Raw genomic sequence first — 25,176 nt, 5'->3', positions numbered from 1 at the left:
GAGGGAGACGCATGGCCCATTCGCCCGAAGACTGGCCGACGCTGCCCGCAATGATGCTGTCGCGCGCCGCCGAATGGGCGGACAGGCCATTGTTCCGCCACTGGCAGAATGGCGGCTGGCGCAGCCTGCCCTGGGGGGGGTTCGCGGTGCAGGTGGCCTCGGTCGCCGCCTTCCTGCGCGGCCGGGGCATCGGCCCCGGGGACCGGGTGCTGCTGGTCAGCGAGAACCGGCCCGAATTCCCCATCGCCGACACCGCCATCATGGCGATCGGCGCCATCACGGTGCCGACCTACACCACCAACCTGCCGGGCGACCACGCGCACATCCTGCGCGATTCGGGGGCGCGCGCGGCGATCGTCTCGACTCGGAAGCTGGCCGAGCGGGTGCTCGAGGGCGCGGCGCTGGCCGAGGGCCTGGACCTGCTCATCTGCTGCGAGGAGCCGCCCGCGCAGGCGGGCCTTGCCGGCCATGGCTGGGCGGAGGCCCTGGCGACCGCCGGCGACCCGGCCATGCTCGCCGCAGAGGCCGCCAGCGCCCCGCGCGAAAGCCTGGCCTGCCTGATCTACACATCCGGCACGGGCGGGCTTCCCAAGGGCGTGATGCTGCCGCACCGGGCGCTGCTGGCGAACCGCGCCGGGGTGGTGCCGCTGGCGCGGCGGCTGGAACTCGCGGGCAAGGCCTACCTGTCCTTCCTGCCGCTGTCGCATTCCTACGAGCACACGGTGGGCGGCTTCCTGCTCCCCTCGGTCGGGATGGAGGTGGTCTATTCGCGCGGCGCCGACCGGCTCGCGCATGAACTGGCCGAGATCAAGCCCGCCGTGCTGACCGCCGTGCCGCGCCTCTTCGAGGTGCTGCGCGGCCGCATCCTGGCGGGGCTCGAGAAGGAAAGCGCCTTCAAGCGGCGGCTTTTCGATCGCACCCTCGCGCTCGGAATCAGGAAGATGGACGGGCCGCCGCTCGGCCTGCTGGAGCGGTTGCAGGACGTGGTGCTCGACCGCCTGGTGCGGGAAAAGACGCGCGCGCGCTTCGGCGGGCGGCTCCAGGCGATGGTCTCGGGCGGGGCGCGGCTCGATCCGGAACTCTCGGGCTTCTTCATCGCGCTCGGCCTGCCGGTGATCCAGGGCTACGGCCAGACGGAGGCCGGGCCGGTGGTCAGCGTGAACCTGCCCTGGGCCAACCGGCGCCACACCGTCGGCCCGCCGCTGAAGGGCGTGGAACTCCGCATCGCCGAGGACGGCGAGGTGCTGGTCCGCGGCGACCTGGTGATGACCGGCTACTGGAACAACGCCGAGGCCACCGCCGCCGCGCTGAAGCCGCCTCCCGGGGACGACACGCACTGGCTGCACACAGGCGACGTCGGCGTGATCGAGGACGGCTACCTGCGCATCACCGACCGCAAGAAGGACTTCATCAAGACGCTCGGCGGCGACATGGTCAGCCCGGCCAAGATCGAATGCCTGCTGATGGCCGAGCCGGAGGTGCACCAGGCCCTCGTCGCCGGGGAGGGCAAGGCGGCACTGGTGGCCCTCCTCGTCCCGGCGGAGGGGATGGCGGAGAAGATCGGCGACGCGGTGCGCCGGGTGAACGCCAAGCTGCCGACCATCGAGCGCATCCGTCATTGGTCCGTGACGGAACCCTTCACCATCGAGAACGGCCTGCTGACGCCGACCATGAAGGTGAAGCGGCGCGCGGCAATCGAATCCCGGGGGCCGTCGCTGGAATCGCTGTGGGGGTGAGAGGCGGCGCGCCCGACGGCCCGTGAAGCGGCGGGCGACGAGGAAGGCACGCGGCGCGGTGGCGTCGTCCGTCGCGACGACAGGTGGCTCCTCCTCCTCCCTCCGGGCACGCAAGGGGGGCTTCGCGCGGGTTGGCGCCGTGCAGGTTGGCGCCGCCCTCCCTCCGGGCTCGCAAGGGGACTTCCTGCCTTTACCCACGCGATGACGCGGGGCAGCCTCCCCGCTTCATGCGCGAGGATGCCAGGTGGATGAGCGGGAGTGACGACGCCCTTGCGGGTCTCTGGAACGCGGCCGGGCTGGGCGACGCCGCCCGCCCCGAGACCTCGCTCTCGGGCGCCGACCCGGTTGTTCCCTCCTCCTTCGCCGTCGGCACGGCGGCCGTTGCCACCATCGCCGCCGCAGGCGCGGCGGCCGCGGCCATACACCGGGCGCGCGGCGGGCCGGCGCAGCGCGTCTCGGTGGACATGGCCCATGCGCTGACCGAATTCCGCTCCGAGCACCACCTGAGGATCGACGACGCGCCGGTCCATGAGGGCTGGGACCGCATCGCCGGCCTGCACCGCTGCGGAGACGGGCGCTGGGTGCGGCTGCACACCAACTTCCCGCACCATCGCGACGGCATGTTGCGCCTGCTCGGCTGCGACTACGACCGGGAGGCAGTGAGCCGCACCCTTCAGGGCTGGACGGCCGAGGCGCTGGAAACCGCCGCCGCCGAGGCCGGCCTGGTCGCCACCATGACGCGCAGCCTCGACGAATGGGCCGCGCATTCGCAGGGCCAGGCGGTCGCGACGCTGCCGCCGCTGGTGATCGAGCGCATTGGCGACGCGCCGCCGATACCGCTGCCCCCGCTCGGCGCCCGGCCGCTGGATGGGCTGCGCGTGCTGGACCTGACGCGGGTGATCGCGGGGCCGGTGGCCGGGCGGACGCTCGCGGCGCATGGGGCGGAGGTGCTGCACGTGACCGGGCCGCATCTGCCCTCGATCCCGGCGCTGGTGATGGATACCGGGCGGGGCAAGCGGTGCGCTGCGCTCGACCTCCGGCGGGAGGAGGATCGGGCGGCGCTGCGCGGCCTCGCCGCCGGGGCGGATGTCTTCCTGCAAGGCTACCGGCCGGGCGCGGTCGCCGCGCACGGCTTCGCCCCGGACGAACTTGCCGCGCTGAGGCCCGGCATCGTCTGCGTGTCGCTGTCGGCCTATGGGCATCTCGGCCCGTGGGCGGGACGGCGGGGCTTCGATTCGCTGGTGCAGAACGCCAACGGCATCAACGACGCCGAGGCCGTCGCCGCCGGCAAGGACAAGCCGCGCCCCCTGCCCTGCCAGGCGATCGACCATGCCTCGGGCTATCTGCTGGCCCTCGGGGCCATGGCGGCGCTGCTGCGGCGGGCGCAGGAAGGCGGGTCGTGGCTGGTGCGGGTGTCGCTGGCCGGCACCGGGGAATGGATCAAGCGACTGGGCCGCGTCGAAGGCGGGCTTGCCGCGCCGGGGATTCCGGACGCGGCGGCCACGGGATGGCTGGAGGAAAGCGCCAGCGGCTTCGGCCGCATGACGGCAGTGCGCCACAGCGCGATCCTGTCGGAGACGCCCGCGCATTGGGCGCGCCCGGCCGTGCCGCTCGGCAGCCACGCTGCCGCCTGGGCGGCGAGCCCCGGCTGATGGGGCGCGGCAGGTGAGTGCGGGCCGCGACGCCGCCGGGGAGGCAATCGGCCGGTTGGTGCCGGCCATCCTGGATGCGTTGGCGGTGCTGGAACACGCGGCGCGGCACCTCGACCCCGAGACGCTGGCGGCACTGACGCAGGCGGTCGGGGAGCGCGGGTCGGACCTCGGGCCGGCGCTGGCGGCGGCGCGGGCGCTCGATTGGCCGGAGGGGCTGATCCCCGTGCGGGATTGCATGGAACGCGCGGGACAGGCCGCGCTGGGCGGGCTCGACGGCCTGGCCGGCGCGATGGCAGCGCCGGACCCGCTGCGCGCCGCCTATCGTGCGACACGTGCCTATGGCCGGGGTTGCGAGGCGATCTATCCCCTCGCCCCCTTCATGTCCGCCGTCAGCCGCTTCTTCCTGACGCCCGAGGCGCGGGAGGATGCGGCGCTGGCCGCGCGCCTCTCGGCGCAGCCTGGACGGGAGGGGCGCGGGACAATGTCGCTCGGCGGCCCGCCGGGCAGCCGCGGAGCTGCGGCGCTCTATGTGCCGGAGGACCATGATCCGGCTCGGCCGGCGCCGCTGATCGTCGCGCTGCACGGCGGCAGCGGGGATGGCGGCGGGTTCCTCTGGACCTGGCTGCGGGACGCGCGATCCCGCGACTGCATCCTGCTGGCACCGACCGCGATCGGCCGCACCTGGTCGTTGCAGGATCCGGCGCTGGACGGGGAGAACATCACGCGGCTGGTGGCGCAGGTGGCGTCAGGGTGGGCGGTGGACCCGGCGCGCATGCTGCTGACGGGGATGAGCGACGGCGGGACCTTCGCCTATCTGCACGGGCTGGCGGCGGGGGTGCGGTTCACGCATCTCGCGCCGGTGGCGGCGGCCTTCCACCCGATCATGGCGAGCGTCGCGGACCCGGCGCGGCTGCGCGGGCTGCCGGTATTCATCCTGCACGGCGCGCGCGACTGGATGTTCCCGCCGGAGACGGCGGAGCGCGCCGCATCGCTGCTGGTGCAGGGCGGCGCGGCGGTGCGGCATGAGGAGATCGCGGATCTCGCGCATTGCTGGCCGCGCGAGGCGAATGGGCGGGTGCTGGACTGGTTTCTCGGGGGAGGACGCTCCCCACTGGTTGCTTAGAGCCGTTACCGTTCGCTCTGGCGCACGGTAACGGCTCTAGACACCGCGGGAGAGCGGAATGGCATCTTCCCTCCGTCAAGTCAGCAGCATCCCCCAATACCGGCGATGCCAATATCCCAGCACAAACGGTAAGCGTATTAGCTTACCTGTTGAGCGTGGCGACAAGAAAGCGCCCTAACCGAACCCAATAAATGCGAAGTTCGCTCTCCATAGGTGCAAAATCAGGAGAGTGAATATACCGCTGCATACTCGCTACTGAAATTAACTGATCATTGAGGCGCATCCTCTCCAGCTCATCAAAATAGTCTTGATCAATTATCTGACGGCCAAGCAGATGCGTAGAGACGGCACCCACTTTGCGCGATAGGTTATCAAGAACCTGCAGACCATGTTCGTTAATGTAACTCTCAACTGATAGCTCCAATAAGATTCGCATAAGCACCGATACCGCATTTGGATGCCTTTGCAGAGATAACGACTGCAATTCCTCCCAGACTGCTCGGGCACGCTGCTGATTCGCCAGCCATTGGACGTGGGGCGCGTCAGACGGAATAAAGGTCGTCTGCGGGGGCTGGGGCGGTTGCTGGTTTCTTCTGGTATTTCTCGGTGAAGTTCGGCTGCCGGTTGCCTCGGGCAGGCGCTGGGCCTCCTGAGGTAGGATGCCCTCGCTCTCAAGACGACCTAGATAGGCTCTTTTTCCTTCATTGTTCCAGAGATCACCTAGCGTTACGACTTGATCTGCCAAGTCGTTCGCAATTCTATACAGAGCCTCTGTTACAACCTCGCGCTCGTGTGTCAGCCGAAAGCGTCTACCCGCCGTGCTGATTCCGGCTCGGTTCCGAAATTCCTCGGACGAAAGCAGTCTCGTAAGGGTTGACCATGGTATCATTCCTTCCGGAAGTCTCCCCGCTTCGGAAAGAACTCGCTCGATTTCGGCTGCAACGTTGACGCTTTCGTTGCGGCCGGTCCGCTCAACAAAGTTCAGCTTCGCTCGATCGTTCCATCCGAGTTGTCCGATACCTCGCTGCGATCCGGTGTGTCGTCGGAACAGAATACTGTCGATAACATTGCGATCACTTTCAGTCTGGCAAATAAGGCGTGTTGGTATTCGATCACCAAATTCGTTCCTCAAGTTTGAAAATAACGTTTGCAATTCGGCAGACGGAGCGCGCCTGGGATTTAAAAGCAACTTTGCACAAGTTATCCTTCTATTTCCGTCAAATACCACAAAGCTGCCATTGCCTGGCATCACTAGCGGCGGATCGTATATGGCGCCCTCAGCAGCAATATCAGCCGCGAGGTTTCGCATCTGAGCGTCATGTAACCGGAACAGCTCAGCAATTGCGAGGTCCTCACTCCCGACCTCTCCGTGTCGATCATTGGCTTGGTTGACGCGCAGATCACCGACATTCAGTTCTTCGTAGGTCAACTAACCCCCCCTACACAAAGCCTTCTCCACCCGAAAGTATGCACGGAAACGGGAGGACGACAGCCCAAATATTGGGCGCATCGCGGGCCGACTGCGCCCGATCGGGCCCGGTCTTGGTTCCCGCTAGCGCCGGCCTCTGCTTTCAGTCCCCATCTGCTTTCAGTCCCCAAAAGCCAAAGAAGGTTGAGGGGGGTGTGGGGGGAGAAGTTCCCTTCTCCCCCCGCCTCACGCCGCGATCGCGCTTCGCCCCAGGATCGCGCCACCCCTCAGCGCCCCTGCCTCGGTCGCGCCCCACTGCACGCGGTGCCCTTCCGGCAATGCCCGGCTGAACGGCACCGCCAGCCAGATGCGCAGCAGCACGCGGTGCGCTCCGGACGCCGCGTCGTCCGCATAGGCCGTGCGCCCATGATAGGTGACGTGCTGGTTCAGCAACTGGACGTCGCCGGGGGTGAAGGGCGCCTCGGCGCAGAGTTCGTCGGCGAGGGCGGCGAGCATGTCCATCGCCTCCACCTGTTCGGGGCGCAGCGGCGGCACGCCGGGCTCGGCATGCGCCATCTCGACATAGGTGCGGGAATACTGGCTGGTGAAGGCGCCGTCCGGGCCGCGGGAGAAGACCGGCATGCGGAAGACGCGGTCGGCATGCTGCGCGCCTTCCTCGTCCGCCGGGCGCATGCGCCAGAAATCCTCGTAGAGCACGCGCAGCAGGTCGGGGCGGCGGCGCGCCATCTCGTCATGGATGGCAACGGTGGAGACGACGCGGGAAACGCCGCCCGCGATGCCGTTCGACGCACAGAGCAGGCAGAGCAGGTCGCACTTGTCCGTGTGGAAGCGGAGCGGCCCGGTGGAGCGGCTGCGCGCGCGGGCCGAAGGCACCGGGCCGGGCCCGCCGCCGGTCACGGCGATGCCCTGGCCGGTTTCGTCCTTCACCTCGGCCAGGACTTCGCCGGTGGTGTTCTGGAACAGCGGCGTGCCGATATTGGCACACAGGCCCCAGAACAGCGTCCTGAGATCGTCCTTCGACAGCCGCTCCACGGGCAGGCCCGAAAGGCGCACCACGCCGGCGCCGCTCTCGAGTTCCGCGGTGACGGCGGCGAGCAGTGGCGCGAGCGCGGGGATGGCGAAATGCTCGCGCGCGATGGCGGGCGGTGCGCGTCCCGCGGCCTTCACCGCGCCGAGCGCCGCGTCCAGCGCGGCTACCTCCTGCGCCGTGAGGCGCCGCGGCCAGAAGCCGCGCGCGGCGAGTTCCGCGCCGCGCCAGGCGGCGGCGCCGCCAATCGGAGTGATGGCCTGGTCCATGGTTGTTTCCCCTCCCCGTGCCGGCCAGCGCCGGCTCAACCTATTTCACCCATTCGCCGCCGCGCATCAGCGGCTCCGCGCGGCCGTCGGCGTCGATGCCGTCCACCTCGGTCTCGGGCGAGCCGATCATCCAGTCGACATGGATCAGGCTGGTGTTGGCGCCGCGCGCGGCGAGTTGCTCCGCCGTCAGGTCATCCTCCACGAAGCACTTGGAATAGGCCTGGCCGAGCGCGATGTGGCTCGCCGCGTTCTCGTCGAACAGCGTGTTGAGGAAGAGCACCCCGCTGCGCGCGATCGGGTTGGAGGCCGGCACCAGCGCGACTTCGCCCAGCATCCGAGCGCCCTCGTCGGTGCCGATCATGCGATCCAGCACGGCGCTGCCGGTGGCGGCGGAGGCCTCGACGATGCGGCCGCCCGCGAAGCGCACGCGGATGTCGCGGATCAGCGTGCCCTGGTAGGAGAGCGGCTTGGTCGCCGTGACCGTGCCTTCCGTCATCCGTGCGTCGGGGGTGGTGAAGACCTCCTCGGTCGGGATGTTGGGATTGCCGGTGATGCCGTTCTTCGCCGGGCTGGCGCCGCCCATCCAGGCGTGGCCCTGCGCGAGGCCGACGCGCAGGTCGGTGCCCGGCCCGCGGAAATGCAGCGCGGCGTAACGGCGCGCATTCAGCATGTCGCGCCGTGCGCGCAGCGCGGCGTTGTGCTCGGCCCAGGCCGCGACCGGATCGGGCGCATCGATGCGGGAGGCGGCGAAGATCGCATCCCACAGCTTCGCCAGCGCGACCTCCGGCGGTTCATCCGGGAAGACGGCGGCGGCCCAGGCGGGCGTCGCGCCGGCGACCAGGGACCAGTTGATCGCCGAGGCGGTGATGAGTTCGAGCGCGGGCCGATAGGCCGCCGACCGCGCCCGGTTGGCGCGCGCGACCTTGTCAGGGTCCTCGGCGGCGAGCAGGGCGGGATCCTCGCCGACGATGGCAAGGCGCGCCGCGCCATTGCGGAAGGCCGCGGCCATGCCGTCGAAGAGCCAGCCGGGGGCGGTGTCGAAGGCCTCGTCGCGCGCGAGGCGGTAGCGCGCCAGCGTCGCCTGCTCGTCCGAGAACAGCGTCGTGACGAGCGAGGCGCCCGCCTTGTAGGCCTGCTCGGTGATGCGGCGCGCGAGGTCGATGGATTCAACCGAAGCCGTCATCACGACTTCCTGCCTCGGCGCCAGGTTCAACCCGACGCGCACCGCGAGCTCCGCCAGGCGGTCGAGCCGCGCCTCGAAGCCGAGCGTGGTGGCGTGGGTGCCCATGTCGTTCATCGTGTCCTGCCTCATTCGTCCCGTCAGGCGCCGAGGGCGAAGCCCTCGTAGCCGCGCGCCGCAACCTCGGCGCAGGTCTTCCGGTAGCGCGCCAGGCCGCCGGCGTAAGGCATGAAGACGCGTGGCTTGCCCGGCACGTTGGCGCCAAGATACCAGGAATGGCCGGCCTGGGGCAGCAGGGTGGCGTTGGCGGCCTCGTTCACATGGGCGACCCAGCGGTCCACCGCCTCGGGCCGCGGCTCGATGCGGGCGATGCCCTGCTCGCGCATGTGCGCGATGCAGTCGGTGATCCACTCCACATGCTGCTCGATGGCGACCGGCATGTTGGTGAGCACCGACGGGCTGCCCGGGCCGGTGACGGTGAAGAGGTTCGGGAAGCCCGCCACCTGCAGGCCGAGATAGGTTTGCGGCCCGGCTCGCCAGGCGTCGCCCAGCGCGAGCCCGTCGCGGCCCTGGATGTCCATGCGCAGCAGCGGCCCCGTCATGGCGTCGAAGCCGGTGGCGAAGACGATGATGTCGAGCGCGTGCTCGGTGCCGTCGCGCAGCAGGATGCCGGCGGGGGTGATGCGCTCGATCGGCGTCGCGCGCAGGTCCACCAGCGAGACGTTGTCGCGGTTGAAGGTCTCGAAATAGCCGGTGTCGATCGGCGGACGCTTGGTCGCGAAGGGATGGTCGATGTTCGACAGGATCTCCGCCGTCTTCGGATCCTTCACCACGTCCCGGATGCGGGCGCGGAGGAAGTCGGACGCGGTGTCGTTCGCCGCGCGGTCGGTCAGGATGTCGCGGAAGGCGGCACGCAGGTGCAGGCCGCCCTTCTCCCAGGCGGCGCGGTAGATCGCCTCCCGCTCCTCCGGCGTCACGTCATGCGCGGAGCGCTCGGCGATGCGGTGGGGATGGCCGTTGACGGTCGAATGCATCAGGCGGCGGAGTTCCGCCGCGTTGTCCTTGGCCCAGCGCTTGAAGTCCTCGGTCAGCGGGGCATTGCGCGCGGGGATGCTGTAGTTCGCCGTGCGCTGGAAGACGGTGAGGTGCGCGGCCGCTTCCGCGATCACCGGCGCGGCCTGGATGCCGGTGGAGCCAGTGCCGATCATACCGACGCGCCTGCCGCGGAAGTCCACGCCTTCCTGCGGCCACAGGCCGGTATGGTACCAGCGGCCGGCGAAGTCGTCGCGGCCGGCGATGTCCGGCACGTTGGCGGCGGACAGGCAGCCGACCGCGGTGATCAGGTAGGTCGCCGCGAAGCGTTCGCCGGTCTCGGTGCGCACATGCCAGCGGTTCGTCGCGGCGTCGTAGGCCGCGCCGGTCACGCGCGTGCCAAAGCGGATGTCGCGGCGCAGGTCGAAGCGGTCGGCGACGTGGTTCAGGTAGCGCAGGATCTCGGCCTGGCCCGGATAGCGTTCGGACCAGGTCCAGTCCTGCAGCAGTTCGTCCGAGAAGTAGAAGGCGTAGGAATGGCTCTCGGAATCGCAGCGCGCGCCGGGGTAGCGGTTCCAGTACCAGGTGCCGCCGACACCATCCCCCGCCTCCAGCACCTGCACGGAAAGCCCCAGCCGGTCGCGCAGGCAATGCAGTTGGTAGAGCCCGGCGAAGCCGGCGCCGACGATGATCGCGTCGACCGTGGTCTCTGGGCCGGGAGATGCATCGGCGGCAGGGGACATGGTGGGATGCTTCCTCGTTGCGGATGCCTCACCTGGCCGTGACAGGGGCACGGACAAGGGCTGGTTCCGGTGCGTCGCGGGGAGTGTCCCGCCTGCGGCGCGGCACGGCAAGTCACGGCGTGCCCGCGCGGGGTTGATGCGGCCTGAATGGCTGCGTAGCGTTCGCGCACAACGCCGGCGCGGCGGGTTCCGGTGATCCGCGGATACGCACGCGCTGCAGGGGAAACGACGCCATGCCGGTCATCGACGCCCAGGTACACGCCTATGAACGCGACCATCCGGGGCGGCCCTGGGCCGGCGTGCTGCACGGCCCGCCCGAGGTCACCGGCGACGAGATGGTGAAGGCCATGGACGCGGTCGGGGTGGACGGCGCGATCCTCGTCTCGGCCTTCACGATGTACCGCTACGACGCCTCCTATGCCGTCTCCGTGCGCAAGGCACATCCGGGCCGCTTCGCGCTTGTGAAGCCGGTGGACACGCGCAACCCGGCGGTCGAGGAGGTCATCGCCGACTGGGCCGGGACCGACGGCGCGGTGGCGGTGCGCATCATGATGAACCAGGACGTGCCCGAGGACCCGGCCGATCCGGGCGTGGCGCGCGTCCTCGCCGCGGCCGGGCGGCATGGGCTGCCGGTGAACCTGCTGTGCTGGGGGCGGCTCGACCAGGTGGATGCGCTCGCGGCGCGGCATCCGGGCACGCGGCTGGTGATCGACCATCTCGGCCTGCAGCAGCCCTTCGAGCCGCCCGTGCCGGCGCAGCCCTTCGCGGAACTGCCGAAGCTGCTGAGGCTCGCCACGCACGACAACGTGGTGGTGAAGATCACCGGCGCCTGCACGCTGTCCCACCGGCCCTTCCCCTACGCGGACATCTGGGACCCGCTGGCGCGCATCTTCGACGCCTTCGGCCTGGACCGCTGCCTGTGGGGCACCGACTGGACGCGCGCGGTGGCGTTCCTGACCTACGCGCAGGGGGTGGATGCCTTCCGCGTGACGGATCGCCTGAGCGATGCCGACCGCGCGGTGCTGATGGGCGGCACGGCGCAGGATGTCTACGGCTGGGCACCGTCCCGCGACTGAAGATACGGAGGAAACGCAAGGTGGATTTCAAGGGCAAGGTCGCGGTCGTCACCGGCGGCGGCAACGGGATCGGGCGCGCGGCGTGCCTGGGCTTCGCACGGCATGGCGCGAAGGTCGTGGTGGTGGACCGCGACGCGGAAGGTGCCGAGGCCGTCGCCGCCGAGATCGGGAAGAAGGACGCCGTCGCCTGCGTTGCCGACGTGGCCCGCGCGGCCGATGTGCGGGCCTATGTGCAGGCCGCGCTCGACGCCTTCGGCAGCATCGACTGCTTCCACAACAACGCCGGCATCGAGGGCCGCATCCTGCCCACCGCCGAGTACGACGAGGCGGTGTTCGACGAGGTCATGGACGTGAACGCGAAGGGCGTCTTCCTCGGCCTGCGGCATGTGCTGCCGGTGATGATCCGCCAGGGGCGCGGCGCGATCGTGAACACGGCGTCCATCGCGGGGCTCGTTGGCACGCCGGCCATGCCGGCCTATGTCGCCTCCAAGCACGCGGTGATCGGGCTGACCAAGGTTGCGGCGGGCGAGGTCGGGCCGCTCGGCATCCGCGTCAACGCCGTCTGCCCCGGGCCGATCGAGACGCGCATGATCCGCGGCATCGAGCGCCAGGTCTCGCCGAATAATCCCGAGAGCGTGCAGGAACGCTATTCCGCTGGCATCCCGCTGCGCCGCTACGGCACGGCGGAGGAAGTCGCGAACGTGGTGCTGTTCCTCTGCTCCGACCTCGCGGCCAATGTCACCGGCGCGCAATATGCGGTCGATGGGGGCCGCACCGCCGCGCCCGCGGGCGTGTCGCAGGCGAGCGTCTCCTAGGCGGCGGGCAGTTCCAGCGCCCCGTCGGGTTCGCCGGGCGCCGTCTCCCAGCCGAGGCCGACCAGCGCCACGCTGCGCCGGCCTGCCCGCTCCGCGCGGAGCACGATGGCGCCGCGCTCCTCGAGCCAGGTCAGCACCCGGCGCGCCCGGCCGAGCGAGCGGCTGCCATAGGCCCGCGCGATGGTCGCGTCCGAGGGACAGGCTTCGCACGCCAGGGCGGCGCGGGCGAGCAGCAGGTAGACGCCCTGCGCGTCCTCGGGCAGCGCCTCGGCGCGCTCGACCGCGCGGGGCCATTCGGGGCCCTCCGCCGCCGCGTCGCCGATCCCGGCGAGGGCATTGGCGAGCATCCGCCGGAACCCCGGCAGGTCGATGGGCGAGGCGCCGAGTTCCTGGATCCGGCAGCGCACGATGAAGTCCTGGTAGAGCACCGCGGCCGGGCGGAAGGGCGCCTCCGGGTCTGCCATGATCTGGCGCAGGATCGCTGCGAGCTGGCGCTCGCGCTCCGCGGCCTCCTCCGGGCTGGGCGGCGTCACCTCCGCGCGCGTCTCCGCCGGCGCGAGCGGCACGTATTGCGCGAGCTGCTGGAGGATGTCCGGCGCGGGCGCACGCGGCGGGCGGCGCTGGCGAGCAGGTAGCGACGCCTCGGGTTCAGGCGCGTTCCGGATCAGTTCGCGCGCCTCCTCCATCGTCGCGAGATCGGGCGGCGGCACCAGTTTCGGGCCGGCGCTGCGCGTCGCCGTCTCCACCACGCCGATGCGCAGCGGCAGCGGCCGGCGCGCCAGGGCGGGACCGAGGGCGACGAAGTTGCCCCGCGGCAGGTCGCGGAACATCTCCGCCTGGCGGCGCTCCATGCCGAGCAGGTCCGCCGCGCGCGCCATGTCGATGTCGAGGAAGGTCCGCCCCATCATGAAGTTGGACGCCTCGGCCGCCACGTTCTTCGCCAGCTTCGCCAGGCGCTGCGTCGCGATGACGCCGGCGAGGCCGCGCTTGCGGCCGCGGCACATGAGGTTGGTCATGGCGCCGAGCGACAGCCGCCGCGCCTCGTCCGAGACCTCGCTCGCGGCGGCGGGGGCGAAGAGCTGCGCCTCGTCCACCACCACCATCACGGGCGCCCAGGCGTCCCGGTCGGCATCGAACAGCCCGTTGAGGAAGGCGGCGGCGGAGCGCATCTGCTCGTCCACCTCCACCGATTCCAGGTTCAGCACGACCGAGACGCGGTGCCGGCGCACCAGGTCGGCGGTGCGCTGCAGGGCGCCCTCGGAATGGTCCGCGACGTCGATGACCAGATGGCCGTGGCGCTCGGCCAGGGTGACGAAGTCGCCCTCGGGGTCGATCACCACCTGCTGGACCCAGGCGGCGCTCTGCTCGAGCAGCCGTCGCAGCAGGTGAGACTTTCCGGATCCGGAATTGCCCTGGACCAGGAGGCGGGTGGAGAGCAGTTCCTCGAGGTCGAGGAGCGCCGGCTCGCCTGCGGCCGTCCTGCCCATCTCGATCCCGATCGTCATTCAGTCACCCCGGTGAAGGCCTCTCCTCCCGGGCGCGAGTCGCCCAGGCTGTGCAGGGGGGTGGTCCTACCGCCTATCGGCCGGGGCCGGAAGGCGGGTGCCGAGGCATGGGCCTTCCACCCCCCATGAGCGACCGGCATCGCCGCCCCGCGCAATTTCTGCTGGGATATCGGACCTTGAGCCCCTATTTCTGTGGCCAGTCATGGGCCTCGAATCGCCCGTTCCCCTGGACCGACCCTGGATGAACCTGCTGCCCATGCGGATGCCGCCCAGCCGGGCGACCGCCCTGCCCCGGCTGATCGACGGCCTTCGCGCGCGCCTCGGCGTTGCCCTGCCGGAACGGCATGACGTGCCCGAGAGCGCGCTGACCATCGCCTCCTACAACGTCCACAAATGCGTCGGCACCGACAAGCGCTTCGACCCCGACCGCGTGGCCGAGGTGATCACCGAACTCGACGCCGACATCCTCGCCTTGCAGGAGGCTGACCGCCGCTTCGGGCGGCGCCACGGGCTGCTCGACATGGCCGGGGTCGAACGGCGGACGGGGCTCGCCCTGCTGCCGCTCTCGCTCGATCCGGACGGGCATGGCTGGCGCGGCAATGCCCTTCTGGTGCGCGGCGTCCGCGCGATGCGGCTGCGCCGGCTGACCCTGCCGGGCGGCGAGCCGCGCGGCGCGGTGATGGCCGATCTCGACCTGCCCTCCGGGCCGCTGCGGATTGTTTCGGCGCATCTCGGCCTGCTGCGCCGGAACCGCCTGCGGCAGGCGGAGGCGATCCTCGCCGCCCTGGCCGAGGCCGAGGACATCCCCACGGTCATGCTGGGCGACCTCAATGAATGGCGGCCCGGGCCGCGTTCCTCCCTGCGCGCGCTGGAGGCCGGGTTCACCGACGCCCGGCCCGGCCCGGCCACCTTCCCGAGCCGGCGCCCCCTGCTGCCGCTGGACCGCATCCTCGGCCGGCCGCGCGGTCTGGTGCGCGCGATCGAGCCGCATGACAGCCCACTCGCCCGCATCGCCTCCGACCACCTGCCGATCAAGGCCAGGCTGGACATGGTGGCGGTCGAGGCCGCCGTGCCGGAGATGGCCGCGGCCGCCTGACTGCCCGCCCAGGTCAGGCTGCCTGGATCAGGCCTTGCCAGGGGAGCCTGGCGACACCCTGCCGCGGCGGCGCGCCGGGCAACGACCCCTTCGTGCCGATCCCCGCCCCTGGCCGGATCGGCGGAGGCGGTAGGCCCCGGCGTGCTCCGCGCCGCGTCGGCGTGCCGCGCATTCGGAACGCACGGGCGGCACCCCGGGCCTCGGTTGCCACTGCGCCGCCCCGACGTTACGGAGTGCCCGACACTGATTTCGTCGGGGGAAGCGTGCTCGATCTCACAGGCAAGGCAGCCATCGTCACCGGCGCCGGTTCGGTCGGTCCCGGCTGGGGCAACGGGAAGGCGGCCGCCGTCCTCTTTGCCCGGCAGGGTGCCGCCGTCTTCTGCATCGACAACAATCCGGACGCCGTCGCGGAGACGGTCGGGATCATAGCCTCCGAAGGCGGGCGCGCGGTCGCGCACACCGCCGACGTGACGCGCAGCGACGATGTGAAGGCCGCCATCGAGGCCGCGGTCGCCGAATTCGGCCGCCTCGACATCATGGTGAACAATGTCGGCGGTTCCGCGCCGGGCAGCGCAGAGTCGATGAGCGAGGAGGTGTGGGACCGCCAGTTCGACATCAACCTGCGCAGCGTCTTCCTCGGCTGCAAGCATGCCCTGCCCCATCTGCGGCAGCAGGAGACCTCGGCGATCGTCAACATCGCCTCCATCGCCGCGCTGCGCATGAGCGGCGACCGCCCGCACATCGCCTATTCCGCCTCGAAGATGGGCGTGATCGGGCTGTCGAAATCCGTCGCGATGGAGCAGGCGCGCAAGGGCGTGCGCTGCAACGTCGTGGTTCCCGGGCTGATGAACACGCCGCTGGTGGAGAACCGCCTGCTGCGCCAGCTCGGCGCGAACGACGCGGCGACGCTGATCGCGAAGCGCGACGCGCAGGTGCCCACCGGCAAGATGGGCACCGGCTGGGACGTCGCGCATGCGGTGCTGTTCCTCGCTTCCGACGAGGCGCGCTACATCACCGGCACCGAGATCATCGTCGATGGCGGCATGAGCGCGATGATGCCCGGGGCTGGCGCGGCATGAGCGGGCGCTTCCCTCCCCTCGCGCGCGAGGCGCTGGACGAGGCGCAGCGCGCGGTGTTCGACGCCATCGCATCCGGCCCGCGCGGCGGCGTCCAGGGACCCTTCACCGTGCTGCTGCGCGCGCCGGCCTTTGCGGATGCGGCGCAGCGGCTGGGCGCGACGCTGCGCTTCTCCGGCCTGCTCGACGATGCGCTGCGCGAGATCGCGATCCTCACCGTCTCCCGCCGCTGGTCGGCGCAGTTCGAATGGTACGCGCACCATCCGATCGCGGTGAAGGCGGGCGTCGACGCCGATGCACTCGAGCGTCTGCGCCAGGGCGAGGATCCGCGTTTCGCCGACGCGACGCAGCAGCTCGTCTGGCGGCTGTCGCGCACGGTGCTCGAGCGTGGGCGGCTCGATGACGCGGAATTCGCCGAAGGGCGGGACGCGCTGGGCGAGCCGCGGCTCGTCGAGCTGCTCGGCGTGCTCGGCTACTACACGCTGCTCTCCTTCATCCTGAATGTCGGGCAGGTGCCGGTGCCGACGCCGCCGCCCTTCCCCGAAGCGACCTGACGACCACCGGGAGGAACCCAGAATGACGATCACCGCACCGCGCCGCGCCCTGCTCGGCGCCGGGCTGGCGACGCTTGCCGCGCCCGGACTGCTCCGCGCGCAGGGCAGCCTTGCCGGCAAGACCATCACCCTCGTCGTGCCGTCGCCGGCCGGCGGCGGCACGGATTTCAGCGCCCGCCTGGTGGCGGATTCCTTAGGCCGCGCGCTCGGCGCCACCATGGTGGTGGAGAACCGGCCGGGCGGGAACGATGTGGTCGGCCTGCAATCCGTGCTGCGCGCGCCGGCGGACGGCACCACGCTGCTCTGCGGCTACTGCGCGACGATGACCGCGCGCCCGGCGATCGGCGGCATCGGCGACATCGTGCCGACGCGCGACTTCCAGGCAATCGGGCAGATCACCGACACGCCGCAGCTCTTCGTCACGCACCCCACCGTGCCGGCGAACACGCTGCAGGAGTTCATCGCGCTGGCCAAGCAGCGGCCGGGAGAGATGAACTACGCCTCGGCAGGCAACGGCTCGATGCACCACATGGGGACGGAATACCTCAAGCACCGCGCGGGCATGGACCTGCTGCACGTGCCGTATCGCGGCACGGGCGAGACCATCCGCGACCTGATCGCCGGGCGCATCCAGTTCTACATGAATTCCCCGCCGCCGCTGACGCCGCTGGTGCGCGACGGCAAGCTGCGCGCGCTCTGCGTGAGCTCGAACGAGCGGCATCCGGGCCTGCCGGACGTTCCCTCGGCGGCCGAGCAGGGGATGCCGGACCTCAACCTGAACGTCTGGTTCGCCGCCTTCGCGCCGCGCGGCGTGCCGGCGCCGATCGTGGCGATGCTATCGGAGAAGCTGCGCGAGGTGCTGGCCGACCAGGCCATCCGCGACCGCGCCTTCACCGCCGGCGCGCTGGTCGCGCCCAGCACCGGCCAGCAGCTCGCCGACCGCGTGGCACGCGAGACGGAGAACTGGCGCCAGATCGCCCGCACCGCGAACATCACCGCAGGCTGAGACCGGCCGGCGGCGCCTGACCGGGTGCCATGCCAATGGCCCCGGTTCCTGACCTGCGACCCAGGCCGAGGCCGCGAATGCGGCCCGCCGGGAGCCCGGCGAAGCCGAGCGGATGCGCGGCGCCCGGCGTTTGAGGGCGCGAAAACGGATACCAGCGGTCAATGATATGGACCGCTGGTGTCAGGCGCCTGCCGGCGGATCCCAGGCGCGGACCGGCGGCAGTTCCCCGTCGAAGCGTTCCACCTGCACCGCCGTGAGCTGGCCCGTGGTGCCCTGGGCCAGGCGCGAGGTGCCGACATCCCGCGTCAGCACGTTCGGGTTGCCGTGCACGCAGAGCGGCCGGTCCGCCTGTGGATCCTCCGGGTCGTACCAGGCGCCGGTCGAGAGCTGCACCACGCCCGGCCGCAAGGCCTTGCTGATCGCCGCCGCCGCGAGGCAGGCGCCGCGCCCGTTGAACAGCCGCACGATGTCGCCCTCGGCGATGTCGCGCGCCGCGGCATCGGCCGGGTGGATGCGCATCACCTCGCGGTCGCGGCGCTTCTGCGCGGCGCTGTGGGTGCCGAAGTCCAATTGGCTGTGCAGCCGCGTCGCCGGCTGGTTCGCCACGATCCAGAGCGGATGCGCCGCATCCGGCACGTCGCCCTGCGTGAGCCAGGCGGGATGGCCGGGGCAGTCGGCATATCCGAAGCCGGCGATGGTGGCGGAAGCGATCTCGATCCGCCCGCTCGGCGTCGGCAGCGGGTTCGCGACGGGATCGCAGCGGAAGGCGCCGAGGATGCCGCCGGTATCCTCCTCCACCGGCAGTTCGAGTTCGCCGGCCTCCCAGAAGGTGTCGAAATCGGGCGTGTTGATGCCGCGCGCAGCAAGCCCTTCCGCCGTGCGCGCATAGAGGTGGCGCAGCCAGGCCTGCGCATCGCGCCCCTCGGTGAATTCGGCCTTGCGACCAAGCCGGTCGGCGATGCCGGCGAAGATCGCGTAGTCGTCCCGCGCCTCGCCATGGGGTTCGGCGATGCGGTGCATGGCGACCAGCAGCGGGTCGGAGGTGGAGCCGGCGATGTCCTCCCGCTCCAGCGTCATGGTGCAGGGCAGGACGATGTCGGCGTGGCGCGCGGTGGCGGTCCAGGCCGTCTCGTGCACCACCAGCGTGTCAATGCGGGCGAAGGCCTCGCGCAGGCGGTTGATGTCCTGGTGGTGGTGGAAGGGATTGCCGCCGGCCCAGTAGACCAGGCGGATATCCGGGTAGGTCAGGCGCTGGCCGTTGTAGTCGAATGGCGCGCCGGGGTTCAGCAGCATGTCGGAGATGCGCGCGACGGGGATGAAGGCGCTGACGCCGTTCTCGCCCTGCGGCAGGCCGCCGATGGGCACCGCGACACGCCGCCGCCCGTAATGCCCCAGCGTGCCGAGTGCATAGCCGAAGCCGCCCCCGGGCAGGCCGTACTGGCCCAGCATCGCGGTCAGCACCGCGCCCATCCATACCGGCTGCTCGCCGTGCTCGGCGCGCTGCAGGGCATGCGCCATGCTGACCAGGCAGCGCCTGCCCGCGACCTCCCGCGCCAGGGTGGCGATGCGCTCCGCCGGCACGCCGCAGATCGCGCTGGCCCAGGACGCCGACTTCGGCACGCCGTCGCTGCGGCCGAGCAGATAGGCCTCGAATTCCGGGTAGCCGACGCAGTAGCGGTCGAGGAAGGCACGGTCGTGCAGCCCTTCCGTCGCCAGTGTGTGCGCCAGGCCGAGCATCAGCGCAGTGTCCGTGCCGGGGACCAGCGGCACCCATTCCGCGCCGGCTTCCTCGGGGAGGTCGTCGCGCAGGGGGCTGAACAGGACGAAGCGGGCGCCGCGGGCGTGGGCCGCGGCCATGGCGCCGCGCTCGACATGGCGGCTGACGCCGCCGCCGGCGACGGCGCTGTTCCTGATCGCCATGCCGCCGAAGGCGAGCACCACCTCGGTCTGCGCCGCGATCTGTTCCCAGGTGATGCAGTGGCGCGCGATCGCCTCGAAGGGGCCGAGGATGTGGGGAATGACCACGTTCGAGGCGCCGGCGCTGTAGCTGTTCACCGAGCGCACGTAGCCGCCGACAGCCTTGTTCAGGAAGCGGTGCACCTGGCTCTGCGCGTGATGGAATCGCCCGGCGCTGGACCAACCGTAGGAGCCGCCGAAGATCCCCTCTGCGCCGAACTTCCCACGCACGCGCGCCAGTTCCGCGGCGACGAGATCGAGCGCCTTCTCCCAGGAGACGGGCACGAACTCGTCCCGCCCGCGACGGTCGCTCGGGCCGGGACCGTTCTCGAGCCAACCGCGACGGACCACCGGCCGCGCGATCCGCGCCCGATGGCGCAGCGCGCCCGGAAAGTTGCCGAGGATGGCGGAAGGATCGGGGTCGCCCGGATGTGGGGTGACGACGAGTTCACCGCCCTGCCAGCCGGCGCTGAACACGCCCCAATGAGAGGAATGGGGTCGCGGGGGCGTGTCGGTCGGTGTCTGGTCCATGCGTCTCGTTCACCGGGGGAGGCCGCACATGGTGGCGCCAGACCGGCCACCTGTCATCGGATGGCCGCGAGGCTGGTCGGCGGGCAATCGCCGGAGGACGAACCGTGCCGGCCCGGACATGGCCGGAGGAAAATGGCCTCCGCGATGGTGTGATCCGGCAATATTACATTTTCTTCTGGTGCTTTATTGACGGGTGGCGCGCAGGCCGCCATCTCTGCCGCGGGCGAAGACATGCCCTCGAAAGAAGAGAGAGTACGCATGAAGTCGCGGCCGGAGATCGGCGGGGCGCCATGGCCCATTCCCGGATATTCACGTGCCCGAATGCCGGCGGCGATGTGCGCCCGCTGTTGGCGCGACTGACGCTTCGCGACCCCGTCGCTCCCGCCCCGCCACGCCGGACCCTCGGCACAGCGGGCCGATGCGGCTCTCCATTATTTGACGAAACATCATTATGAATATGCAACCCACGCGCTTGCCGGGGCCGTCCGCGCTGATGGCTGACCTGCAAGCCGAACGGCTACACGCTTCGCATCCGCGCGCGCATATCACCCGCATCATGCATGACGAAACCGCCCCGGCGGATCGCGCGACCGCGATCCGGCTCATCGGACTCAGGAAGCGTTTCGCCGCGGGCGGGACAGTGGCGCTCGACGACGTCTCGCTCGAGGTGAAGCAGGGCGAGGTGTTCGGCATCGTCGGCCGCTCCGGCGCCGGCAAGTCCACCCTGATCCGCAGCGTGAACCTGCTCGAACGCCCCGATGCCGGCCAGGTCGAGGTGCTCGGCGCCGACCTCCTCGCGATGGACGAGCCGGCGCTGCGTTCCGCGCGGCGCGGCATCGGCATGGTGTTCCAGCACTTCAACCTGCATACGCGCCGCACCGTCGCGGAGAACATCGCCTTCCCGCTCGAGATCGCGGGCGTGCCGCGGGCCGAACGCGCCGCGCGCGTCGCCGAGATCCTCCCTCTGGTGGGGCTGGAGGCGAAGCGCGATTCCTATCCGGCCCAGTTGTCCGGCGGGCAGAAGCAGCGCGTCGGCATTGCCCGCGCGCTGGCCTCGCGGCCGCGCATCCTGCTCTGCGACGAGGCGACCAGCGCGCTCGACCCCGAGACGACGCAGGAGATCCTCGCCCTGCTGCGGGAACTGCGCGAACGGCTCGACCTGACCGTGCTGCTCATCACGCACGAGATGGGCGTCGTGAAGGCCGTCTGCGATCGCGTCGCGGTGATGGAAGCCGGACGCGTTATCGAGCAAGGCCGGGTCTTCGACGTCTTCACCAGGCCAGCCCATCCCACCACGCGCCGCTTCGTCGCCGAGGTGATCGGCCACGCCGTGCCGCAGGGCACGCTTGCGCGCCTGCCGCGGCCGGCCGAGGGCCAGGTGCGCCAGGTCGTGCAGGTCGTCTTCACCGGCCCGCACAGCACCCGCGCCGTGGTCAGCGAGGCGAGCCGCGACTTCGGCATCGACATCAACATCGTCTCCGGCCGGGTGGACGAGATCGCCGGCGAGCCCTTCGGCGTCATGGCGCTCGCCGCCTATGGGCCGGAAGCGCGCGTCGCGGCGGCCTTCGCCTGGATGCGCGGCCTTGGCCTGGACGTCGCGGAGGTCTCGGAATGAGCTGGCTCACCCCCACCATGCAGGACTTGCTGCTGGAGGCGTTGTGGCAGACCGCGGTGATGGTCGGCGCCGGCGCTGCCATCTCGGTCGCCCTCGGCCTGCCGATCGCGCTGCTGCTCTACGCCACGGGATCGGACGGGCTGCGGCCCGCGCCCTGGGTGAACCGCCCGCTCGGGCTGCTGGTGAACGCGACGCGCTCGACGCCCTTCATCATCCTGATGGTGGCGATCGTGCCCTTCACGCGGCTCGTCGCCGGCACCTCCATCGGCACCGGGGCGGCGATCGTGCCGCTCGCGCTGGCCGCCACCGCCTTCCTCGCGCGGCTGTTCGAGAATGCGCTGCGCGAGGTGGACAAGGGCGTGATCGAGGCCGCGCGCGCCATGGGCGCCACGCGGCTGCAGATCCTGCTCAAGGTGCTGGTGCCGGAGGCGCTGCCCGGCCTGATCGCGGCCACCACGGTCGCGCTCGTCTCGCTGGTCGGCTTCTCCGCCATGGCGGGCGCGGTCGGCGGCGGCGGGCTCGGCGACCTCGGCATCCGCTTCGGCTACCAGCGCTTCATGCCGGAGGTGATGGCGACCGTCGTCCTCGTTCTCATTCTTCTCGTGCAGGGCCTGCAGTCCTTCGGGGACTGGCTGGTCCGCCGCACGTCCCATCGCTGAGGGAGTTGTCGATCATGTTGTCCCGTCGTTCCCTGGCCCTCGCGGCCATCGTCCTGCCGGTCGCCGCCCAGGCACAGGAGATCGGTTCCGCGCAGCGGCCGCTCCGCATCGGCGTCACCGCCGGCCCGCATGCCCAGGTGATGGAGAAGGTGCGCGAGGTCGCCGCGCGCGACGGCCTCGTGCTCCGCGTCATCGAGTTCCAGGACTACATCCAGCCGAATGCGGCCCTGGCGGCCGGCGACCTCGACGCCAACAGCTACCAGCACCAGCCTTTCCTCGACCAGCAGGTGCGCGACCGCCGGCTGCCGATCGTCAGCGTGGCGAAGACGCTGGTCTTCCCGATGGGGGTCTATTCGCGGCGCCATCGCCGCGTTGCGGATGTGCCGGCGGGCGGGCGCATCGCCATCCCGAACGACCCGACCAATGGCGGGCGCGCGCTGGTTCTGCTCGCGCAGGCCGGCGCCTTCCGCCTGCGCGACGGCGCCGATTTCCGCGCCACCGTCGCCGACATCGCGGAGAACCCGCGTCGCCTGCGCATCGTGGAACTGGAAGCCGCGCAGATCCCCCGCGCGCTGGACGAAGTCGAGGCCGCGGCCATCAACACCAACTTCGCCATCCCGGCCGGACTGAACCCGGTGCGCGATTCCATCGCGCTGGAAGCCGCCGACAGTCCCTATGCCAACCTGATCGTCGTGCGGGAGCAGGACCGCAACGCCGACTGGGTGCGCCGCCTCGTCGCCGCTTACCAGAACCAGGAGGTGAAGGACTTCGTCCAGGTGACCTTCCAGGGCGCCGTGGTGCCGGGCTTCTGAGCAAGGCGGCGATGCTGCCGCGACGCTCGATCCTGCCCCTTCCTGCGCTGCTGCCCGGCGCGGGCGCGGCGCAGGCACCCCGTTGCGCGCCCACTGCGCGGCGTCTCGACCGGAGCAGAACCCGATCAGGTGGAATCGCCTGATCGGGCGAAGATGCTTGCAGAAACAAGGGCCTGGAGCGGTGTCCGTGCGCCGAGGCGAACGGAGATCGCTCTAGCCTTTCGGGTCGCTCCGGAGACCTGCGGCCCGCGCCTTCGCGCGCGGGCGTGCCGCGAGAAGACCCTGGAATGCCATCGCGGCAGGGCTGAGTTGACGGCCCGCGACGCTCAGCCGGTTGAAGTCCCGCCGAAGGACGAAGTCCCGGAGCCGCACCACACGCAGCTTGCCGAGAGCGATCTGGTCCGCCGCCGCATCCGCCGAGATCAGCGCGACCCCGACACCCGCCATGACCACCTGCTTGATCGCTTCCGTACTGCCGACCTCGAGCTGCTGACGCGGCACGATGCCCTTCGCTGCGAGTGCGGTATCGACGATCTCGCCGGATCCCGACCCGGGTTCGCGGACGATGAGGATCTCTTCCGCCAGGACCGTGATCGGGACCGGCCCCTTGCGCAGCGCCAGCCGATGCGCCGGGGCCGCTATCAGAACCATCGCGTCCTCGCGCCACCGCGTCACCTGAAGGCTCGGATCGCCCACAGGTCCTTCGACAATCGCCAGGTCGAGCTCTCGGCGCAGCAGGAGGTCCGCAATGGCCCTGGTGTTCGCACTCGTCAGCCGGAGTTCCACCTGGGGATGGGAGCGGTGAAAGGCCCCGAGCAAAGGCGGAAGGACGTAGGTCGCGACGGTCGTGCTCGCCCCGATACGCAGCACGCCGCGGGTGAGACCGCGGAGAGCCGCCAGCTCCTCCTCGGCCGAGCCCTCCGCGGCGAATATGGTTCGGGCATGGCCGGCCAGCACGCGCCCGGCCTCCGTCAGGCGGATGCCGCCCGGCCCTCGCTCCAGCAGGGGGCTGCCAAGCTGGGCCTCCAGTTCCCGCACGCCTTTCGAGACGGCGGGCTGGCTGATGTGCAAGGCCTCGGCGGCGCGGGAGAAGCTGGCGCGGCCCGCCACGGCATCGAACAGCCGGAGAAGGTGCAGGTTGATGGGCATAACTGAAGGGCATGCACCCGTGAGAAGAATGTATTGGAGTTATCCGGGAGCCTGATGTCTCTGCAAGCCCTCCGCCGGACAGGATCGGCGTTGCAGGGAACAACCCCACATGAATGTCATCGCGGGTGCCGCCTCCCGGATCGGACCGGGCGTGGCGCTCTGTCTCGTCATCGCACTGTTCGGCTTCGCGTTGCAGGCCGCGGAAGAGGCCATCTTCGGCCACCCCTATGTCGATGCCCTGGTCATCGCCATCCTCGCGGGCATCGCGCTGCGGACCTGCGGGACGATCGGCGGACGCTGGCTGCCGGGCATCGCCTTCAGCGCCAAGACGCTGCTTGAAATCGCGGTGATGCTGCTCGGCGCGACCGTCAGCATCCAGGTTCTCCTCTCGGTCGGGCCGGGGCTTCTCGCCGGCATCGCCCTCGTCGTGCTGCTGGCCATCGGGGCGAGCTACGGCATCGGGCGAGGGCTCGGCCTGTCGCACCGGCTGGCCCTGCTGGTCGCGTGCGGCAACTCGATCTGCGGCAACTCCGCCATCGCGGCGGTGGCGCCGGTGATCGGGGCGAATGGGCGCGACATCGCCTCCTCCATCGCCTTCACCGCCGTGCTCGGCGTGATCGTGGTGCTGTCGCTGCCCATGCTGGTGCCGATCCTCGGGCTCTCGGCGACGCAGTACGGGGTGCTTGCGGGATTGACCGTCTATGCCGTGCCGCAGGTCCTGGCGGCGACGGCGCCCGTCGCCATGGTCAGCGTGCAGATGGGCACGATCGTGAAGCTGGTGCGCGTCCTCATGCTGGGCCCGGTGGTCGTCGCGCTCAGCCTGATGAGCGAGAGGCCGCGGTCGGCGGAAACCGCGCCGCGCCTTGCCCTGATGCGCTTCGTGCCCTGGTTCATCCTGGGCTTCCTGGGGCTTGCAGCGCTCCGTTCATTCGGCCTGGTCCCACAGGCGATGGTCGGGCCGCTGACACTGCTCGCCAAGATCCTGACGGTCGTGTCGATGGCCGCGCTCGGCCTCGGCGTCGACCTGCGGGTCCTGCGGGCCGTGGGTGGGCGCGTCACCGCCGCGGCGGGGGTGTCGCTGGTCCTGCTCGTCGGCATCAGCCTCGGACTGATCCGCCTGCTCGGGATCGGCTGA

At 70.7% G+C, this 25,176-nt stretch carries 20 protein-coding genes; 13 read left to right on the top strand and 7 right to left on the bottom strand.

The window, feature by feature from the left end; genetic code table 11:
- The first annotated feature begins 11 nt into the window (after window positions 1–11).
- The 3 genes from GXW76_RS02715 to GXW76_RS02705 all read left to right on the top strand — a co-directional run bounded on the left by GXW76_RS02715 (window position 12) and on the right by GXW76_RS02705 (window position 4,511).
- Entirely contained in the window at window positions 12–1,736 is a 1,725-nt protein-coding gene (locus GXW76_RS02715) for an AMP-dependent synthetase/ligase (protein WP_211860445.1), read from the top strand.
- 248 nt (window positions 1,737–1,984) lie between these two features.
- The gene (locus GXW76_RS02710; RefSeq protein WP_211860444.1) at window positions 1,985–3,388 is read left to right on the top strand and encodes a CoA transferase; all 1,404 of its coding nucleotides are present in this window, start codon (window positions 1,985–1,987) and stop codon (window positions 3,386–3,388) included.
- Window positions 3,389–3,401: 13 nt separating this feature from the next.
- Entirely contained in the window at window positions 3,402–4,511 is a 1,110-nt protein-coding gene (locus GXW76_RS02705; protein WP_211860443.1) for a hypothetical protein, read from the top strand.
- 142 nt (window positions 4,512–4,653) lie between these two features.
- Here the strand turns inward: GXW76_RS02705 and GXW76_RS02700 are convergent, their stop codons facing one another.
- The 4 genes from GXW76_RS02700 to GXW76_RS02685 form a co-directional block, all read right to left on the bottom strand.
- The gene (locus GXW76_RS02700) at window positions 4,654–5,940 is read right to left on the bottom strand and encodes a ParB N-terminal domain-containing protein (protein WP_211860442.1); all 1,287 of its coding nucleotides are present in this window, start codon (window positions 5,938–5,940) and stop codon (window positions 4,654–4,656) included.
- A gap of 225 nt (window positions 5,941–6,165) precedes the next feature.
- Window positions 6,166–7,236, bottom strand: a complete 1,071-nt coding sequence (locus GXW76_RS02695; RefSeq protein WP_211860441.1) for a TauD/TfdA family dioxygenase — start codon at window positions 7,234–7,236, stop codon at window positions 6,166–6,168.
- A 40-nt stretch (window positions 7,237–7,276) separates the two neighbouring features.
- Window positions 7,277–8,548, bottom strand: coding sequence for an aminopeptidase (locus GXW76_RS02690; protein ID WP_408904298.1), 1,272 nt, complete (start codon window positions 8,546–8,548; stop codon window positions 7,277–7,279).
- Window positions 8,549–8,556: 8 nt separating this feature from the next.
- Window positions 8,557–10,191 carry a flavin-containing monooxygenase gene (locus GXW76_RS02685; RefSeq protein ID WP_211860440.1) on the bottom strand — a complete coding sequence of 545 codons (1,635 nt, stop codon included), beginning with the start codon at window positions 10,189–10,191 and terminating at the stop codon, window positions 8,557–8,559.
- 233 nt (window positions 10,192–10,424) lie between these two features.
- Between GXW76_RS02685 and GXW76_RS02680 the strand changes: the two genes are divergently transcribed.
- Window positions 10,425–11,267, top strand: coding sequence for an amidohydrolase family protein (locus GXW76_RS02680; protein WP_211860439.1), 843 nt, complete (start codon window positions 10,425–10,427; stop codon window positions 11,265–11,267).
- Between the two features lie 20 nt (window positions 11,268–11,287).
- The gene (locus GXW76_RS02675) at window positions 11,288–12,082 is read left to right on the top strand and encodes an SDR family NAD(P)-dependent oxidoreductase (protein WP_211860438.1); all 795 of its coding nucleotides are present in this window, start codon (window positions 11,288–11,290) and stop codon (window positions 12,080–12,082) included.
- Here GXW76_RS02675 and GXW76_RS02670 read toward each other — a convergent pair.
- Window positions 12,079–13,587 (bottom strand): ATP-binding protein, encoded by a 1,509-nt coding sequence (locus tag GXW76_RS02670; protein ID WP_211860437.1) that lies wholly within the window; start codon window positions 13,585–13,587, stop codon window positions 12,079–12,081. The genes GXW76_RS02675 and GXW76_RS02670 overlap by 4 nt on opposite strands.
- 241 nt (window positions 13,588–13,828) lie before the next feature.
- Between GXW76_RS02670 and GXW76_RS02665 the strand changes: the two genes are divergently transcribed.
- The 4 genes from GXW76_RS02665 to GXW76_RS02650 all read left to right on the top strand — a co-directional run bounded on the left by GXW76_RS02665 (window position 13,829) and on the right by GXW76_RS02650 (window position 17,319).
- Window positions 13,829–14,683, top strand: coding sequence for an endonuclease/exonuclease/phosphatase family protein (locus GXW76_RS02665; RefSeq protein ID WP_246513858.1), 855 nt, complete (start codon window positions 13,829–13,831; stop codon window positions 14,681–14,683).
- A gap of 233 nt (window positions 14,684–14,916) precedes the next feature.
- Window positions 14,917–15,762: an SDR family NAD(P)-dependent oxidoreductase gene (locus GXW76_RS02660; RefSeq protein WP_338150872.1), complete on the top strand. Its 846-nt coding sequence runs from the start codon at window positions 14,917–14,919 to the stop codon at window positions 15,760–15,762.
- Window positions 15,759–16,313 carry a carboxymuconolactone decarboxylase family protein gene (locus GXW76_RS02655; protein WP_211860436.1) on the top strand — a complete coding sequence of 185 codons (555 nt, stop codon included), beginning with the start codon at window positions 15,759–15,761 and terminating at the stop codon, window positions 16,311–16,313. Before GXW76_RS02660 ends, GXW76_RS02655 begins: the two co-directional genes overlap by 4 nt.
- A 22-nt stretch (window positions 16,314–16,335) precedes the next feature.
- The gene (locus tag GXW76_RS02650; protein WP_211860435.1) at window positions 16,336–17,319 is read left to right on the top strand and encodes a Bug family tripartite tricarboxylate transporter substrate binding protein; all 984 of its coding nucleotides are present in this window, start codon (window positions 16,336–16,338) and stop codon (window positions 17,317–17,319) included.
- Window positions 17,320–17,499: 180 nt separating this feature from the next.
- Here GXW76_RS02650 and GXW76_RS02645 read toward each other — a convergent pair whose 3' ends face one another.
- Window positions 17,500–19,806 carry a molybdopterin guanine dinucleotide-containing S/N-oxide reductase gene (locus GXW76_RS02645; RefSeq protein ID WP_211860434.1) on the bottom strand — a complete coding sequence of 769 codons (2,307 nt, stop codon included), beginning with the start codon at window positions 19,804–19,806 and terminating at the stop codon, window positions 17,500–17,502.
- A 493-nt stretch (window positions 19,807–20,299) separates the two neighbouring features.
- On the opposite strand from GXW76_RS02645, the gene GXW76_RS02640 reads away from it, so the two are divergent.
- Genes GXW76_RS02640 through GXW76_RS02630 form a run of 3 tightly spaced genes read left to right on the top strand, consistent with a single transcriptional unit; the run spans window position 20,300 to window position 22,892 of the window.
- Window positions 20,300–21,421, top strand: coding sequence for a methionine ABC transporter ATP-binding protein (locus GXW76_RS02640; protein ID WP_246513857.1), 1,122 nt, complete (start codon window positions 20,300–20,302; stop codon window positions 21,419–21,421).
- Window positions 21,418–22,080, top strand: coding sequence for a methionine ABC transporter permease (locus tag GXW76_RS02635; protein WP_211860433.1), 663 nt, complete (start codon window positions 21,418–21,420; stop codon window positions 22,078–22,080). The genes GXW76_RS02640 and GXW76_RS02635 overlap by 4 nt, the downstream gene beginning before the upstream one ends.
- A 14-nt stretch (window positions 22,081–22,094) precedes the next feature.
- Window positions 22,095–22,892, top strand: coding sequence for a MetQ/NlpA family ABC transporter substrate-binding protein (locus GXW76_RS02630; RefSeq protein ID WP_211860432.1), 798 nt, complete (start codon window positions 22,095–22,097; stop codon window positions 22,890–22,892).
- Between the two features lie 213 nt (window positions 22,893–23,105).
- Here the strand turns inward: GXW76_RS02630 and GXW76_RS02625 are convergent, their stop codons facing one another.
- Window positions 23,106–24,041 (bottom strand): LysR substrate-binding domain-containing protein, encoded by a 936-nt coding sequence (locus GXW76_RS02625; protein ID WP_246513856.1) that lies wholly within the window; start codon window positions 24,039–24,041, stop codon window positions 23,106–23,108.
- Window positions 24,042–24,150: 109 nt separating this feature from the next.
- Between GXW76_RS02625 and GXW76_RS02620 the strand changes: the two genes are divergently transcribed.
- The gene (locus GXW76_RS02620) at window positions 24,151–25,176 is read left to right on the top strand and encodes a YeiH family protein (RefSeq protein ID WP_211860430.1); all 1,026 of its coding nucleotides are present in this window, start codon (window positions 24,151–24,153) and stop codon (window positions 25,174–25,176) included.

It is taken from the genome of Neoroseomonas soli, assembly GCF_018129065.1.
GTDB lineage: Bacteria > Pseudomonadota > Alphaproteobacteria > Acetobacterales > Acetobacteraceae > Neoroseomonas > Neoroseomonas soli.
Note: the sequence above shows the minus strand (reverse complement) of the source record. Positions and strands in the feature narration are given on the sequence as shown.

What these genes read in the sequence shown, in the direction of transcription:
- GXW76_RS02715 (WP_211860445.1), top strand. Translation starts at nt 12, where the DNA reads ATGGCCCATTCGCCCGAAGACTGGCCGACGCTGCCCGCAATGATGCTG.
- GXW76_RS02685 (WP_211860440.1), bottom strand. Translation starts at nt 10,191, where the DNA reads ATGTCCCCTGCCGCCGATGCATCTCCCGGCCCAGAGACCACGGTCGAC.
- GXW76_RS02690 (WP_408904298.1), bottom strand. Translation starts at nt 8,548, where the DNA reads ATGAGGCAGGACACGATGAACGACATGGGCACCCACGCCACCACGCTC.
- GXW76_RS02640 (WP_246513857.1), top strand. Translation starts at nt 20,300, where the DNA reads ATGGCTGACCTGCAAGCCGAACGGCTACACGCTTCGCATCCGCGCGCG.
- GXW76_RS02680 (WP_211860439.1), top strand. Translation starts at nt 10,425, where the DNA reads ATGCCGGTCATCGACGCCCAGGTACACGCCTATGAACGCGACCATCCG.
- GXW76_RS02625 (WP_246513856.1), bottom strand. Translation starts at nt 24,041, where the DNA reads ATGCCCATCAACCTGCACCTTCTCCGGCTGTTCGATGCCGTGGCGGGC.
- GXW76_RS02670 (WP_211860437.1), bottom strand. Translation starts at nt 13,587, where the DNA reads ATGACGATCGGGATCGAGATGGGCAGGACGGCCGCAGGCGAGCCGGCG.
- GXW76_RS02665 (WP_246513858.1), top strand. Translation starts at nt 13,829, where the DNA reads ATGAACCTGCTGCCCATGCGGATGCCGCCCAGCCGGGCGACCGCCCTG.
- GXW76_RS02655 (WP_211860436.1), top strand. Translation starts at nt 15,759, where the DNA reads ATGAGCGGGCGCTTCCCTCCCCTCGCGCGCGAGGCGCTGGACGAGGCG.
- GXW76_RS02650 (WP_211860435.1), top strand. Translation starts at nt 16,336, where the DNA reads ATGACGATCACCGCACCGCGCCGCGCCCTGCTCGGCGCCGGGCTGGCG.
- GXW76_RS02695 (WP_211860441.1), bottom strand. Translation starts at nt 7,236, where the DNA reads ATGGACCAGGCCATCACTCCGATTGGCGGCGCCGCCGCCTGGCGCGGC.
- GXW76_RS02630 (WP_211860432.1), top strand. Translation starts at nt 22,095, where the DNA reads ATGTTGTCCCGTCGTTCCCTGGCCCTCGCGGCCATCGTCCTGCCGGTC.
- GXW76_RS02645 (WP_211860434.1), bottom strand. Translation starts at nt 19,806, where the DNA reads ATGGACCAGACACCGACCGACACGCCCCCGCGACCCCATTCCTCTCAT.
- GXW76_RS02620 (WP_211860430.1), top strand. Translation starts at nt 24,151, where the DNA reads ATGAATGTCATCGCGGGTGCCGCCTCCCGGATCGGACCGGGCGTGGCG.
- GXW76_RS02635 (WP_211860433.1), top strand. Translation starts at nt 21,418, where the DNA reads ATGAGCTGGCTCACCCCCACCATGCAGGACTTGCTGCTGGAGGCGTTG.
- GXW76_RS02710 (WP_211860444.1), top strand. Translation starts at nt 1,985, where the DNA reads ATGAGCGGGAGTGACGACGCCCTTGCGGGTCTCTGGAACGCGGCCGGG.